Raw genomic sequence first — 14197 nt, forward strand, 5'->3', positions numbered from 1 at the left:
CTTTTCAGTCACTGCTATATCAATAGTTATAAAGTTATAAGCAGTTAGAGTGGGGACATAGTTGTCAGTTAAGGGAGAAGGGGTAAGAGGGAATGGGGACAGAAAAATCTTGACCCTTTAACTTTTACTCTTTCCACAGTTACAATTTCAACACTCTTAACCGAGCAGTATTGAGCGTCGTAGTTACGGTATAGATTTGATATCGTACACCAATATGATTTGCAACCTGTCTCTAGGAGAGCTTCTTTGTCTAAACACTCTTCTAGTCTGGAATCATAGCGCCATTTATTTGCTAATCAGCAAGACTAAGGATAAATCTTGCTATACAAAGCTTTACATAACTTTACTAATGACTCAGATTTATCTTATGATTTGTAATATTTGATAAAGAAGGAGTTAATAATGCTCACGTCGGAGGCACACAGGCCACTGACAATCCCCCCCAAAGAACTTTTAGCACCTCCCGGTGATTTTAATCCCACACTACTGCTGTTTTCTGTAGTGGTGATGATGTTGGTATTATCTAACTTTGGTTACTGGCTGTGGGATTGGCCCCATTGGTTATGCTTTAGTATTAATACTCTGGCCTTGCATTGTTCTGGGACGGTAATTCACGATGCGTGCCACCAGTCAGCCCATCGTAATCCCATCATTAATGCCATGTTGGGTCATGTTAGCGCCTTAATTTTAGCTTTTGCGCTTCCAGTATTTACACGGGTACATTTGCAGCATCATCGTAATGTCAATCATCCTCAAGATGATCCTGATCATTATGTTTCTACAGGTGGCCCGTTATCGTTGATTGCAGTACGATTTTTGTACCATGAAGTATTTTTCTTTCAACGGAAATTATGGCGCAAGTATGAGCTATTGGAATGGTTTATCAGTCGCTTAACTGTCATTTCTATTGTTTATATTTCTGTCGAATATCACTTTTTGGGGTATATTCTCAATTTTTGGTTTATTCCGGCATTTTTGGTGGGTATAGCATTGGGGTTATTTTTCGATTATTTACCCCATCGTCCCTTTGTGGAGCGCAGTCGCTGGAAAAATGCTCGTGTCTATCCTGGTAAGGTTCTCAATATTCTAATTTTGGGGCAGAATTACCACCTCATTCATCATTTGTGGCCTTCAATCCCTTGGTATAATTACCAACCTGCCTATTATTTGATGAAGCCGTTACTGGATGAAAAGGGTAGTCCGCAAACTTCAGGTTTGTTGCATAAAAAGGACTTTCTAGGATTTCTCTATGATATTTTCATAGGTATCAGACTTCATCACTAAATTCATTAGACATCTGATGAAGACAGAGGCGTTCCTTGGAACGTCTCTCAAAAGTTATTCAAAAACTAATAGACCTGTCAGGAAAATTAACTTGATGTCAAAGAAATGGTAGAAGGGAATTTTGAGGGTGTAAGGAAAGGAAAAATCCAATAAATTAACTATATTCAAGAATATCCACATCGTAGAAAACAAATACTGGGAATAACTAACCATAAGTTTGAAGACTTGTTAGCCCAAGGTGAAATGCAGCATAAGGAACTTCAAGGTGATATAGAAAGTAAAAAGATAGGTATAAATCAAAAAGGAGAAGGGGGGAAAGGGAAACCAGAGATAAAATAAGAGGTATGTCTATGCTTGTTCTATTGGAGGAAAATGCCAACATTTGAGGTTTTAGGTTTCCATTTCGGTATATCGAAAACGGAAGCAAAGGAGACATTTGATTACTGGTTAGAGATATTACGAGATGTTTTCCCTGCTAGTGTCCTTGAACAGGTAGGAAAACATGATAGCGATTAAGGGGACTTAAACAAAAGTTAAGAGTAAAAAGGAGTATGGTGCGGTTTCAGTGTAGCTTTCACGTTAAAAGAAGCTGATGAAAGAAACCACTGCCACAGCAATGGCACCGTAGTTTGAAAGATGGTGTCATTTGATGATGTATTTACTCATCAAGGGGAAAGAAGAGAGTTTAGACATTATTTAGGGGGATGATTGGGTAAAAGTGAGAGAAAAAACCCATTTGAAATAGCAGAGAATGCCCTAGGAGTGACGTACCAGCGATTACACCACGTTTTAACTGAAGCACCTTGGTCCAGTTCCCAAGTCAATGAGCGTCAGTTAGAGATTATGAACAAGTGTAGTCAGAGGAGAATCACCAGAGGATTTAGCTTAATAATTGATGATTCTGGCCATAGAAGAAGCGGGAATTTTAGGGATAGTAATTAGAGATGCTGGATATGGCCACAATACATCTTTCTTATTAAAGATAGAAAATCGGAATTTAAAGTATTGAGGAGGACTAGCTAAAAATCCTAAAGTCCTTGCCAGTGACCAAGAGGATAGTCCACAAATAATTAGGTTAGATGAATTAGCACAAAGTTTACCCCAAGAGGCTTTTACAGAAATTCAACTAGAGTTAGATAAACCCAAAACATTATGGGTAGTAACTCAAAAAGTAGAAATATCACCCTTAACTAACTGGAAAGGGGAATATTGCTATCGTCATCAACGGTTCTACTTTCTCTCAAGCCACTGATATTGACTACTTTATGACCAATGTTTCTTCATCAGTTGTCACACCCCAATGGATAGTTTATACATATTCTCAAAGAAATTGGGTAGAAGTTGTTTACAGGGAAGCCAAGGGATGGCAGGGCGAACGCATGTAATTATGGTACATATATACTAAGGAACGAGAAAGGTAGGGAGGGCTGATGATATGGAGGTTGACCAATGAGGCTCTGATGGTAAAGTCATTGTAAAAGTAGAAGAAGAAAGTCCCAAAAAGTGTGAAGCTCAAGCCCACAATCACGATTACTGACCACGTTGCACAGATGGAAGATCCAAGAGTAGAGGGGAGGAAACGACACAAGTTAATTGACATTCTTACCATTGGAATTTGTGCAGTAATTTGTGGAGCAGATAGTTGGGTGGCAATTGAACTGTATGGCTGCACAAAATATGAGTGGTTAAAAACCTTTTTAGAACTAGGAAATGGGCTCCGGTCCCAGGACACATTTGGAAGGGTATTTGCACAATTGAATCCGCAACAATTTCAAAATTGTTTTTTGAACTGGATGAAATCAGTACATAAGATAAGGGATGGTGAAGTTGTGGCAATTGACGGGAAAACTTTATGTAGTTCTCATGGTAAAAATAGTGACTAGAGTGCAATCCAAATGGTAAGTGCATGGGCAACTACAAATAAATTAGTGTTGGGACAGGTGAAGGTGCATGAGAAATCAAATGAAATTACAGCAATTCCCGAATTATTAAAGGTTTTAGAATTAGCTGGATGTATTGTCAGGATTGATGCCATCGGGTGTCACAAAGACATAGTAAAGTTAATTACGCAAGAAAATGCAGATTATGTAATTACTTTAAAAAAGAACCAAGGTAATCTGTATGAGTCAGTAGAACAGCTATTTAAGTCAGGGATAAGTACAGGTTTTCAAGAGCTTCAACATAGCACATATAAACCCGAAGAAACAGGGCATGGTCTTCATGAAATCCGCAACTTTGGGTTTCAGCTTGATCCTGATTCAGTTTGGTCAAATCTAAAAAGTGTTGGGATGGTAGAACCTATCGGACAAGTGGATGATAAAACAACAGTAGAGACTCGTTATTTTATTAGTAGTCTTGAGTCAAATGGAGAACAATTGGCTAATTCTATCCGCAGCCATTGGGCAATAGAAAATTCATTGCGTTGGGTATTAGATGTAGCTTTAAAACAAGATGACTGCCGGATTAGGAAAGATAATGCTCCACAAAACTTTGCAGTAATGCGGCAGATAGCAGTCGATCTTTTGCGTAAAGAGAACCCCGTGAAGCGGGGGATAAAAAATAAACAGTTTTTGGCAGCAATGGATAATAACTCTTGAGAAAGAGTTTTAGCTTTAGCCTCAACTAACTTGTCAACAATTTACTTAATATTTTCTTCTACTTATTTTTACAGATAAGTTTACTTATTTATGGATGAATAGTTAGCTCATTTATCCTTAGCTAAGAGTTATTCAATTGGAGATAAGCTAATCCATCGCTTAATAAAAAAGTGATTGATTTTGTTTATATATCCATCAAGCTTTGCACTTATATATATAGATGATTTTAAAATCCTCATTAGTTTTTATTAGGAAATAAGGTGCGTTTCCCCTGGTGCTAAACCTAACCTTAGTTCAGCTAAATTATTATCAAGGTCTAGTGCCTAAGGAAGGTAAAAGTTTACCAGGTTCCCCTGGGGCTTGATCAATGAATGAATGGAAGATTCAACTTTTGGTTGAAACTAGGATGGCCAAGTCAAGAATTCATGAAGGTTTTGGGTTTGTTGGAATAAAGGGTAGTTTTTAAAACCTTCATCTATGAGGTCCATGAATTTTGTGCCAATTTCTTGGTGATTTAAGCTAGGAATCTTGATTAGTGTCTTGAAGTGACGGGGTAGGGTAGATGTGCCTGACATTTCTGTTGAGCTTTGACCGGATAATCGTTATAGGCAGTAAAGTCATCAGAACTGAGTACACCAGAGTAACTTGAACCCACAATGGATTCTAATTCGGTAGGACAAGGAGTATCAGAACCATAAAATCAAGGGAAGTCACTATTGGCAAAAATCCATAACCATTATTTCACCCCTTTGACTACCCAGGGTGTTTCATCCCTAAGGATATGAGGCCGGGTTTGTTTTATCCACTGTTTGAGGCTATGAATACTTTGAGCCACTGGACCATCTATTCCTTCATTGGTACCTACTAATGTTCCCACTCCAATTTCTATTTGACCCAGTTCCCACAAAAACAAGTGTTGTTTTTCATAGGGTCAATGGCCCTAGTTATTGATCTATCCCAAACAAGATTGTAGTGTGATTCCTATATCTTGTCCCGGTACTATCTCTGGTGACCAGTGTGCCATTTGTGTTTCCCTACACACACTGCAAATCCACTTCCATTGGCCTGTCCACCAACTCCCCTACTTGTTGTGTTTGGATTTTTATTGGTTCGCCAAACAATTGCCCCTGACCTCACCATCCACACACTTGCCGTCCCACTATCTCAAATCTATTCTATCTACTCCACTAAACACCTTTCTCCTTTTTCCCCTATGCCCTGGTTGTCCTCCTAGTTTCCGTTTTCGTGTCTGCTTCTCTTCTGGTTTCTCTTCATTGTTTGTTCTCGGTTTCTTTGAGGATGTCTCCCGATAGTGGTTTGGATCATGTTATGGTCTCTAAATCTCTACTGACTTTGAGTTTCTCTATTTCTTTTTCCAGTTCTACTACTCTATTTGTTAGGTTCTCTATACTTTTCCCCTGGTCAATAATGATTTCTACCAGTTGCTCTGTTCCCAACTGCTTCAATATCTCTCTATCTATTTTTGGTCCCAGCTTCTTTTCCATAACTGCTATATTCTGCCTCACCTATCACACTTGTCAATACCCCACCACCTCAATCCTTACAGTGTAATAATAGAGAGTTTAATAAAAAAATGAGAGAAAAATTCAGATCAGGAAAAAAACATTACCACCTATTAATATATCCATATTTATTCTTCCCAAATGTAAAAAATTGTACGAGGACTTAATCATCTATTTAGTTCTGGGGGTAACATTCATATTATTGTTTATTATTGTTTATTGTTCCAGATGCTGGTCTATATGGAGTTTATATTGCCACTCACTAAATCCTTACTCAATGAATGATAGATAACAGATTGACAATTATGAACTTAGAGAATACCAGAAAACGGGGTGAACGTTGGCTGCTGGAAAAAAGAACAGGTTCAGATAAATTAGGGGAGTATCATATCCATGCAAAACGCATTTAACCCAGATTTAGATATTGAGAACACTACAGATACTGATGAAAGTAGCAGTACACTCTATGCTATTGCTATGGATTTCATGAAACTTTGGTTATATAGACGTTTATTTAAAATAAGTAAATGAAACAAAAGAGTTGGTGGTAGTTGACACGAAAGATGCTGAACATTATGAACAAGAAATAATTATTCTAACTGGAATTAATATCAATATTAAGGCGTAAAATGCAACTGCCAATGATGTAGTTCGAGAATGGCAAAGACGACAAGCAATGATTTTCGATGTAGAAACGTCAATAACTAAAGGTCTTTATATAAACATGGGAGAAATAGGGCGAAATCTGATTGACGAACTTCGCATAGATACAAATAATCTCCAAATATTTGAGCCTGGTTATATACATAAAAATCCGAGAATGTTACCAATTTTCAGAGGTTAATCAATGTCAGAAATAGATCTGACCTAAAGACAATAATTGGAAATATTTTTAAGAATGCTATATCAAAGCTAGCCGCTAAAAGATTATCAGGTATTGTGAACAGTAACAGAACTAACGGGACTTAAACAAAAATCAAGCCCAAATTTAGCCTAAACTGGCTTTATTAAGAAGGAAACACGTCCGGATTCAAGTTCAACCAATCAATAAATAGAAAAGATATGGCTGTTCTCAACACTTCTAAAGCTTCAGTAAAAGTATTCAACCCACCTTCCGTACCCTAACTCTCACAGATAGTAGTACACAAGAACTCAAGCTCCTTCAAGGAAGAAAAGGTTTAATGAGAATAGTATGATTAAAATGGGAATAGAGTGAGAGAATAAAGTTCTGTAAACAAGATAAAAGAAAAGAAAATTTAATGATTTAAAAATTAAATTAGAACAGAAGAAGAAATGATGTAATGACAACAGGAGTTGTGGATAATTCTGTTGTGAAATAAAAGCTTCAAAAAATGGAAATTCAAAAACCTATACCATTTAGGCATCGTAGCAGGAATAATAGACGCCATAGGAGTAGTAGAAATAATCGTTGAAATTGGAGAGAAAGTGAGTCCGGGTCATGTAGTAAAAGCCATGATAATCAACGGGTTAGGATTTGTATAAAAACCCTTATATATGATATTTCCCTAAGATTTTGAAAAAATAGCCTGTGACCATCTAATAGGAGCAGGAGTAAAACCAGAATATCTCAAGGACGATAAACTGGGGAGAGTCATGGATAAACTATTTATAAAAGGATTGGATAGAATATTTTTTATTGTCGCCTTAAAAGCAGCCCAAAAATTTGGAGTATCCCTATGAGCAGGGGAGCTAGACTCATCATAAATGGACGTACATGGGCAATATAATACCAGCTTACTAGAAGTAATATTTGAGAGTCAAAAAGTAGGAAATAATCAAGAACTAGAAGAATTAACAGTAAAATCACCAAAAGAAATAACCATCACCTACGGTTATTCTGGTGACCATAGACCGGAGTTAAAACAGTTCATCATAGAAATGATATATTCAGGAGATAGAGACATACCAATATATATTTTCAATACTAGCATCGGGAAACCAAGCAGATTCATCATGCTTTGCTAAAATAGCAGTAGAGTACCAACAACAATTAAAAGTTAACAGTCTCATAGTAGCAGACTGGGCCTTATATACAGAATCAAATCTAAAAATGATAAATGATGTCAGATTTAAGCTGGTTATGTCCAGTGCCATTAAGCATAAAATCAGCACAATGATTAATATCAACATTACCAGAACCAGAATTTGTTGATGGTAACTTACCCCGATATAAACTAGCTTCAAAAACAGTAAATTATCCAGGAATAGAACAAAGGTGGTTAGTAGTGCAAAGTCAAGAAAGAAGAGAATCAGACCTAGGTAAACTCTCACAAAAAATTACCAAGGCACAATCAAAAGCTGTGCAAGATTTGAAAAAGTTATCACCAGAAAAATTTGCTTGTGAGGCTGATGCTATCAAGGGGTTATCTAACCTATTCAAACAATTCAAATATCACCAAATTAACGAGAGTAAAGTTACCCAAATCAAATCTAAGAAAAGAGATAGGTCAGGAGAGATATCCTATGAAATATCAGCTACATTCTCCCAGAATGAAAGTAAAATTAATACAGAATTTCTGAGGGCAGGGCGTTTTATTATTGCTACAAACCTTTTGGATTCCAATGAACTTACCGATGACTCCATCTTGAGTGAATATAAAGCTCAATAGTCTTGCGAGAGAAGACCCATTATTTTTTGCAGACAGTATTTTCCTAAAAAGTCCAGAGAGAATAGAGTCCCTGGTAATGATTATGGTTTTATGTCTGCTGGTTTATACTTTAGCTTAACGACAAATTAGAACCGCTGTGAGAGAGTCTAGATCAAGAGTAGAAAATCAATTGGGCAAACCAACTGACCGCCCCACTTTACGCTGGATTTTTCCATGGTTTCAGTCTATTCATTTAGTTACTCTTAACCAAGAAGAACACATCTGTTACTGGGCTCAAGAGAGAGATTTCATTGTGAATATTTTACCATATCATTGTTTTCCCTACTATCAATTACTTACCTAATTCTTCTCTCTATTAATTTAATTAATATCAGAAAATAACCTCATGTCTTTGATTGATAGCTCTACTTTACTATGTCAATAATTTCTTTTTTTACTTCAATCTATGAGTCTAAGTTATGATTTATCTCTTGAATATCTTCATTTATCTGTTGACTCCTCTGGGCGGTGTTCTTTCTTATTGCTCCTTATTGAGAATAGCTTTTGATGCTATTTTTGGTGCTTTACTGTTTCTCCAATGCCTTTTTTCACTGCATATGTTTCTTTTTATGCTCCCTTGGATTTTTTCTCTCCGTAATTTCTCTCTGTGGAACTTTAGGGTGCCAAATGTGGGATTCAAAGGTTTCTTAGCCCACTTTGGTCTTAACTCTCCAGTCCACTGATGGCAAAGAATAAAAGTGTAGGCACAGAAAACCAAAATAAAATGGCGCAGCGCAGTCAACTGCTGTTATATCGAACTTGATATTCGTTGAGTCCTAACCATCCCTTGGCTTCCCTGTAAACAACTACTACCCAATTTCTTTGAGAATATGTATCAACTATCCATTGGGGTGTGATCATTGATGAAGAAATATTGGTAATAAAGTAGTCCATATCAGTGGCTTGAGAGAAAGTAGAACCGTTGATGAGGATAGCAATATTGCCCTTTCCAGTTAAGGGTGATATTTCTACTTCTTTAGTTACTACCCATAATGTTTTGGGTTTATCTAACTCCAGTTTAATTTCTGTAAAAGCCTCTTGGGGTAAACTTTGTGCTAATTCATCTAACCTAATTATTTGTGGACTATCCTCTTAGTCACTGGCAAGGACTTTAGGATTTTTACCTAATCCTCCTAAATACTTTCAATTCCGATTTCCTATCTTTAATAAGAAAGATGTATTGTGGCCATATCCAGCATCTATAATTACTATTCCTGGTTGATAACCACGGCTTAAGGTCAGATCTATTAATTTAATTCCTAACTCAGGTTTATTCTCAAATATAGGGTCTTGTTTCCCTTTGGGTCAAGAATCACCGTGGTGATATAACTCCATATGTAATGCTAAGCTTTTACTGCCATCATATAGATGTGTTATTACTACTACTATTCCATTATCCCTTTTCCCAATTTCTCCAATATATTTTCTTCCTACTCCATCCTTAAAATTCCCCCTTTTTCTATGGTCATAATCATGAATTATTAAGCTAAATCCTCTGGTGATTCTCCTCTGACTACACTTGTTCATAATCTTTAAGCGACGCTCATTCACTTGGGAACTGGACCAAGGTCCTTCAGTTAAAAAGTGGTGTAATCGGTGGTAGGTCACACCTAGGGCATTCTCTGCCATTTGAAATAGGTTTCTTCTCTCACTTTCACCTAATAATCCCCCTAAATAATGTCTAAAGTCTCTTTTTTCCCCTTGGTGAGGAAATACATTATCAAATGACACCATCTTTCAAACCATGGTGCCATTGCTGGGGCAGTGGTTTCTTTCATCAGCTTCTTTTAACGTGAAAGCTACACCGAAACCGCACCATACTCCTTTTTACTCTTAACTTTTGTTTAAGTCCCGCTAATCAAAATATAGATGATCAGGAAATTTTGCAACGCTTGGAAACAACATTAGAAGGAATAGTTCGTGATTTAGTAGGTAGAGTAGTACTATAAAGTATAGTAGCTACAGCACTTGATGAAGCTGATGTTCCTTATAAACGAGAGAAGGAATACAAGTATTTAGAAGGAGTGATATATGATTTTAGATTCGGATTTTATTGTACCTTCTGAAAATGAACCTGAAGCATTTATAGAAGTGAGAGAATTATCATCTAGACATGCATCTTTATATGCTAAAGATAAAATATTTCCAGCTATTACTTGGAAAGGTAAGAACAAATATATTCTTGCTCTACTAATAGCAGACACAGAATGGACAGCAGAAACATTGCGAATTATCGCAAATATTTTTGATTATCTTGTAACTATTAAGGCAGTTTCTTCAGTGGCAAATTCTATAGCTGAATATTTGCAAGGAGATCAATCAAAGTTGCAATGGGTGATTGATTTTCCAATTAAACCCGCAAATGAAGAAGTTACGATCCAGCAGGAAGAAATACGAGAATATTAAATTCTTGCTCCTTCAGTACTAATATGCGAAATCTAGCAAAAAATCTCACAAAACCTAACCATGTATTAAGCTTAAGGTATAATTTTTAACATTATTTCAAAATAGTACTTCTTTCCTCCGTTCCCTGTTAAGAGTTCCCACTTTCAGACTGGTAATTTACCATAACAAGTACGGTAGAGTCGTTCTTTCTTAGTAGGAGCAGCTTTAATGGGATACTCTGAGGTCAGATCCGGTGATCAGATCCGGTAGAGCAAAAATTTCCCACAAAGAAAAATACACAAAAAGATATAAGTTTATGGGTTTGTGCGATCGCTGATTCTGATATTTTAGAAGTTTAAATATCTGGTCATGTTTTAAGGCCTCCCCATGGAAGTTTTAATTACAGCCAGCACAATTGATTGAATATTCAAACATTTACAGTTATGGCCCTTATAGTTCAGAAATACGGTGGTTCATCTGTTGGTTCTGTAGAACGTATCCAAGCGGTTGCAAAGCGGGTTTACAAAACTGTGCAAGCAGGAAATTCCGTTGTCGTAGTCGTTTCCGCGATGGGAAAAACCACCGATGGACTGGTGAAACTAGCCAATGAAATCTCTAAAAGTCCTAACCGTCGGGAAATGGATATGCTGCTTTCCACTGGGGAGCAAGTCACGATCGCTTTATTGAGTATGGCTTTGCAGGAAATTGGACAAGCGGCAATTTCTATGACTGGCGCTCAGGTAGGAATTGTTACCGAAGCTGAACACACCCGCGCTCGGATTTTGCATATTGAAACAGGGCGTTTGATGGGGCAGATTAATTTAGGTAAAGTGGTTGTTGTGGCTGGATTCCAAGGTATTTCTAGCGCTAGAAAAATGGAAATTACTACTTTGGGACGTGGTGGTTCTGACACTTCTGCAGTAGCTTTGGCAGCGGCATTAGGGGCAAATTTCTGTGAAATTTATACAGATGTACCAGGTATTTTAACTACAGACCCCCGCCTTGTCCCAGAAGCCCAGTTGATGACAGAAATCACCTGTGATGAAATGCTGGAACTAGCTAGTTTAGGTGCGAAAGTATTACATCCCCGTGCGGTGGAAATAGCGAGGAATTATGGTGTGCCTTTGGTGGTCCGCTCAAGTTGGACCGATCAACCAGGGACTTGGGTCACAACTTCCAGAACTCAAGAGCGATCGCTCGTCAATTTAGAATTAGCTCGTCCTGTGGATGCGATAGAATTTGATATAAACCAGGCTAAATTCTCTTTGCTGCGTGTACCAGATAAGCCGGGAGTGGCAGCGCGGTTATTTGGGGAAATTTCCCGGCAAAATGTTGATGTAGATTTGATTATTCAGTCAATTCATGAAGGTAATACTAATGATATTGCTTTCACAGTAAATACACATATATTAAAACGCGATGAAGCTATAGCAGCCTCTATTGCCCCGGCTTTGAGAAGTCAACCTAATTCAGATGAAGCTGAAGTTTTAGTAGAAAGTAATACAGCCAAAGTGAGTATTTCTGGGGCGGGAATGATTGGCCGTCCTGGTGTGGCTGCCAAGATATTTGCTACCTTAGCGCAAGCTAAAGTAAATATTCAAATGATTTCTACCAGTGAAGTGAAAGTGAGTTGCTTGGTAGATGCGACAGATTGCGATCGCGCTATTGTTGCTCTCTGTAACGCTTTTGAAATTACTGCTTCCCCCGCTGTCCTTGCTTCCCCAACTCCTGAATCTCCTGCTGTGCGTGGTGTTGCTTTAGATATGAATCAAGCGCGGTTAGCAATTCGCCAAGTTCCAGATCAACCAGGGATGGCTGCAAAATTGTTTGGATTATTGGCAGAATATAACATCAGCGTGGATATGATTATTCAGTCCCAACGCTGCCGGGTAGTGGATGGTGTAACACGTCGGGATATTGCCTTTACTGTGGCTAGGATGGATGTAGAAAACGCCCAACAAAAATTAACCCAAGTAGCAGATGAACTAGGATGGGGTGAAGTAGTTTTAGATAATGCGATCGCCAAAGTCAGTATCGTTGGTTCTGGGATGGTAGGACAACCAGGTATTGCAGCCAAAATGTTTACAGCTTTAGCAGAAAATAAAATTAACATCCAAATGATTGCTACTTCGGAAATTAAAATTAGTTGTGTTGTGGGACAAGATGAAGGTGTCAAAGCTTTACAAGTCATTCATACAGCTTTTGATTTAGCTGGTAGTGAAAAATTTGTAGTCCCAGTGTGAAAATAGATAGCAACTATGAAAGAGGTGTAGGAGTTAGGGTGCTGGGTGTAGAAAACCCTAACTTTAATGTAAAAGCAGTCTCACCAATAAATGTATCATCTAACTGCAAATCTCCGTTATGAGCGCGGGCTATTTCCCGTGATAAACTCAATCCTAACCCAATACCTTCAATTTGGCGATTGTGTGACAAATCACCACGATAAAAACGCTCAAATAATCTTTCCTTATCCTGGGGAGAAATGTCTTGAGAACTATTGGTGACAGTTAAATAAACTAAATTATTTTTATGTTGGCAATCAATTCTTAACCATCCAGAAGGAACATTATATTTAATGGCATTGCTAATCAAATTTTGGATAATTTGAGTTAGTAAATCTTTGTCTGCTTTGACCCATAAATCAGCAGCAATATTTGTTTCCACCTGCAAATCAGGAGCAAGAATTTCTATATCTTCAATAAGATCTGCTAAAATTTTTGATACATCCACATCAATTTGATATAATTGCATTTGCCCAGCATCAGCTAAAGATAATAACAGTAGTTTTCTGACAATCGAACTTAAACGTCTGACTTCATTAATTAGGTTACTTAAACTTTGCTGAAGTTGGGAGGCGGGTTCAGCTTTTTGTAAAGCTAACTCTAATTCTCCTTGTAAAATTGCTAATGGTGTTTTCAGTTCATGTGCTGCATCTCCACTAAACCGGGATGCTTGTTGAAAACTGCGTTCTAAACGTTCCATCATTTGATTGAAAACTCCAATTAGTTCGATGAACTCAACATCAGTTGTACCCATAGGAATGCGCTGACTTAGTCCTTTGACTGTTACACCGCGAATAGTTGTGGTTACTTTACGGATGGGTTGTAAAGCTGTTCCTGACAACCACCAAGCTGCGATCGCTACTAAAATTAGTACAATTGGGACTGCAATCGAAAAAACGTTGCGAATCACACTCATTTCGCGGTCAATTTCACTTAGACTAATAGCAATAATCAAACGGTGATGAGGGGATGTGATCACACCAATTCGCCAAACTTCCTGGTATGTTTGCTTTGTGGAGACTTGAGAAAGTTTCATTGGTGGTGGTAAAGGTGGTAATTGATTTGGAATCAGAAATTGTCGTTGCTGTCTCGGTGGTAATGGTGGTGGAAACGGCTGACAATTTAATTCAGACTGTGGTGAACATAGTATTGTTGAATTTAAATCAGATGGCCAATTATTTGATTGATATAATGTTTCTCCATCTCTATCTACTACTAATAAAGCCGTTGATTTCTGTAAAGTATTATCAAATCTGGGTGGACGAGTGTTATTTGCTAATAACTGGCTTTTGATTTCTGCATCAAGCGCGTCAACTTTTGTTTTATAAATCAGCAAGCAAGAGGCAAAACCAAATCCTATCAATGCACTACCAGCGAGTGAGGCTGACAGTAAAGCAATGCGAAGACGAAATGAACGAATTTTCAAATTAAACTCCATATATTTTGTATTCAAAAAA

The 14197-nt window shown here is 37.6% G+C and carries 9 protein-coding genes and 4 pseudogenes; 8 read left to right on the plus strand and 5 right to left on the minus strand.

Features of this window, described 5'->3' with window-relative positions:
• The first annotated feature begins 402 nt into the window (after positions 1–402).
• The 4 genes and pseudogenes from crtR (at position 403) to AAZO_RS10480 (ending at position 3881) form a co-directional block, all read left to right on the plus strand.
• Positions 403–1284, plus strand: coding sequence for a beta-carotene hydroxylase (gene crtR, locus AAZO_RS10475; protein ID WP_013191227.1), 882 nt, complete (start codon positions 403–405; stop codon positions 1282–1284).
• 354 nt (positions 1285–1638) lie between these two features.
• Complete coding sequence (locus AAZO_RS37805) at positions 1639–1800, plus strand: helix-turn-helix domain-containing protein (RefSeq protein WP_228371606.1); 162 nt, start codon at positions 1639–1641, stop codon at positions 1798–1800.
• A 76-nt stretch (positions 1801–1876) separates the two neighbouring features.
• Positions 1877–2657 (plus strand): annotated as a pseudogene (locus AAZO_RS29825) (transposase); the annotation flags it as partial.
• A gap of 132 nt (positions 2658–2789) precedes the next feature.
• A pseudogene (locus tag AAZO_RS10480) lies at positions 2790–3881 on the plus strand (ISAs1 family transposase).
• A 532-nt stretch (positions 3882–4413) separates the two neighbouring features.
• On the opposite strand, the gene AAZO_RS41235 reads toward AAZO_RS10480, so the two are convergent.
• The 3 genes from AAZO_RS41235 to AAZO_RS10485 form a co-directional block, all read right to left on the minus strand.
• Positions 4414–4536, minus strand: a complete 123-nt coding sequence (locus AAZO_RS41235) for a hypothetical protein (protein ID WP_266889002.1) — start codon at positions 4534–4536, stop codon at positions 4414–4416.
• Between the two features lie 81 nt (positions 4537–4617).
• A complete protein-coding gene (locus AAZO_RS35270; RefSeq protein WP_187289641.1) occupies positions 4618–4794 on the minus strand; it encodes a hypothetical protein in 177 nt (58 codons plus the stop codon).
• Between the two features lie 409 nt (positions 4795–5203).
• Positions 5204–5386: a hypothetical protein gene (locus AAZO_RS10485; protein ID WP_041639884.1), complete on the minus strand. Its 183-nt coding sequence runs from the start codon at positions 5384–5386 to the stop codon at positions 5204–5206.
• Positions 5387–5797: 411 nt separating this feature from the next.
• Here AAZO_RS10485 and AAZO_RS35275 point away from each other — a divergent pair, with 411 nt between their 5' ends.
• Positions 5798–5935, plus strand: a complete 138-nt coding sequence (locus tag AAZO_RS35275; RefSeq protein ID WP_013191230.1) for a hypothetical protein — start codon at positions 5798–5800, stop codon at positions 5933–5935.
• An 852-nt stretch (positions 5936–6787) separates the two neighbouring features.
• Positions 6788–8377 (plus strand): annotated as a pseudogene (locus AAZO_RS43665) (IS1634 family transposase).
• 330 nt (positions 8378–8707) lie between these two features.
• Here the strand turns inward: AAZO_RS43665 and AAZO_RS29840 are convergent.
• Positions 8708–9851, minus strand: a pseudogene (locus AAZO_RS29840) (IS701 family transposase); the annotation flags it as partial.
• 253 nt (positions 9852–10104) lie between these two features.
• Between AAZO_RS29840 and AAZO_RS10510 the strand changes: the two are divergent.
• Both AAZO_RS10510 and AAZO_RS10515 read left to right on the plus strand, forming a co-directional pair.
• Entirely contained in the window at positions 10105–10479 is a 375-nt protein-coding gene (locus tag AAZO_RS10510; RefSeq protein WP_013191233.1) for a hypothetical protein, read from the plus strand.
• 422 nt (positions 10480–10901) lie between these two features.
• Entirely contained in the window at positions 10902–12701 is a 1800-nt protein-coding gene (locus tag AAZO_RS10515; protein ID WP_013191234.1) for an aspartate kinase, read from the plus strand.
• A gap of 13 nt (positions 12702–12714) precedes the next feature.
• Here AAZO_RS10515 and AAZO_RS10520 read toward each other — a convergent pair whose 3' ends face one another.
• On the minus strand, positions 12715–14193 hold the full coding sequence (locus tag AAZO_RS10520; protein WP_228371607.1) for a sensor histidine kinase: 1479 nt from the start codon (positions 14191–14193) through the stop codon (positions 12715–12717).
• Positions 14194–14197: the final 4 nt, after the last annotated feature.

The sequence above is a fragment of the 'Nostoc azollae' 0708 genome, from assembly GCF_000196515.1.
Taxonomy (GTDB): Bacteria; Cyanobacteriota; Cyanobacteriia; order Cyanobacteriales; family Nostocaceae; genus Trichormus_B; species Trichormus_B azollae.

Coding starts and splice junctions, on each gene's coding strand:
- crtR (WP_013191227.1), top strand. CDS start 403: ATGCTCACGTCGGAGGCACACAGGCCACTGACAATCCCCCCCAAAGAA.
- AAZO_RS10485 (WP_041639884.1), bottom strand. CDS start 5,386: ATGGAAAAGAAGCTGGGACCAAAAATAGATAGAGAGATATTGAAGCAG.
- AAZO_RS35275 (WP_013191230.1), top strand. CDS start 5,798: ATGCAAAACGCATTTAACCCAGATTTAGATATTGAGAACACTACAGAT.
- AAZO_RS10510 (WP_013191233.1), top strand. CDS start 10,105: ATGATTTTAGATTCGGATTTTATTGTACCTTCTGAAAATGAACCTGAA.
- AAZO_RS10515 (WP_013191234.1), top strand. CDS start 10,902: ATGGCCCTTATAGTTCAGAAATACGGTGGTTCATCTGTTGGTTCTGTA.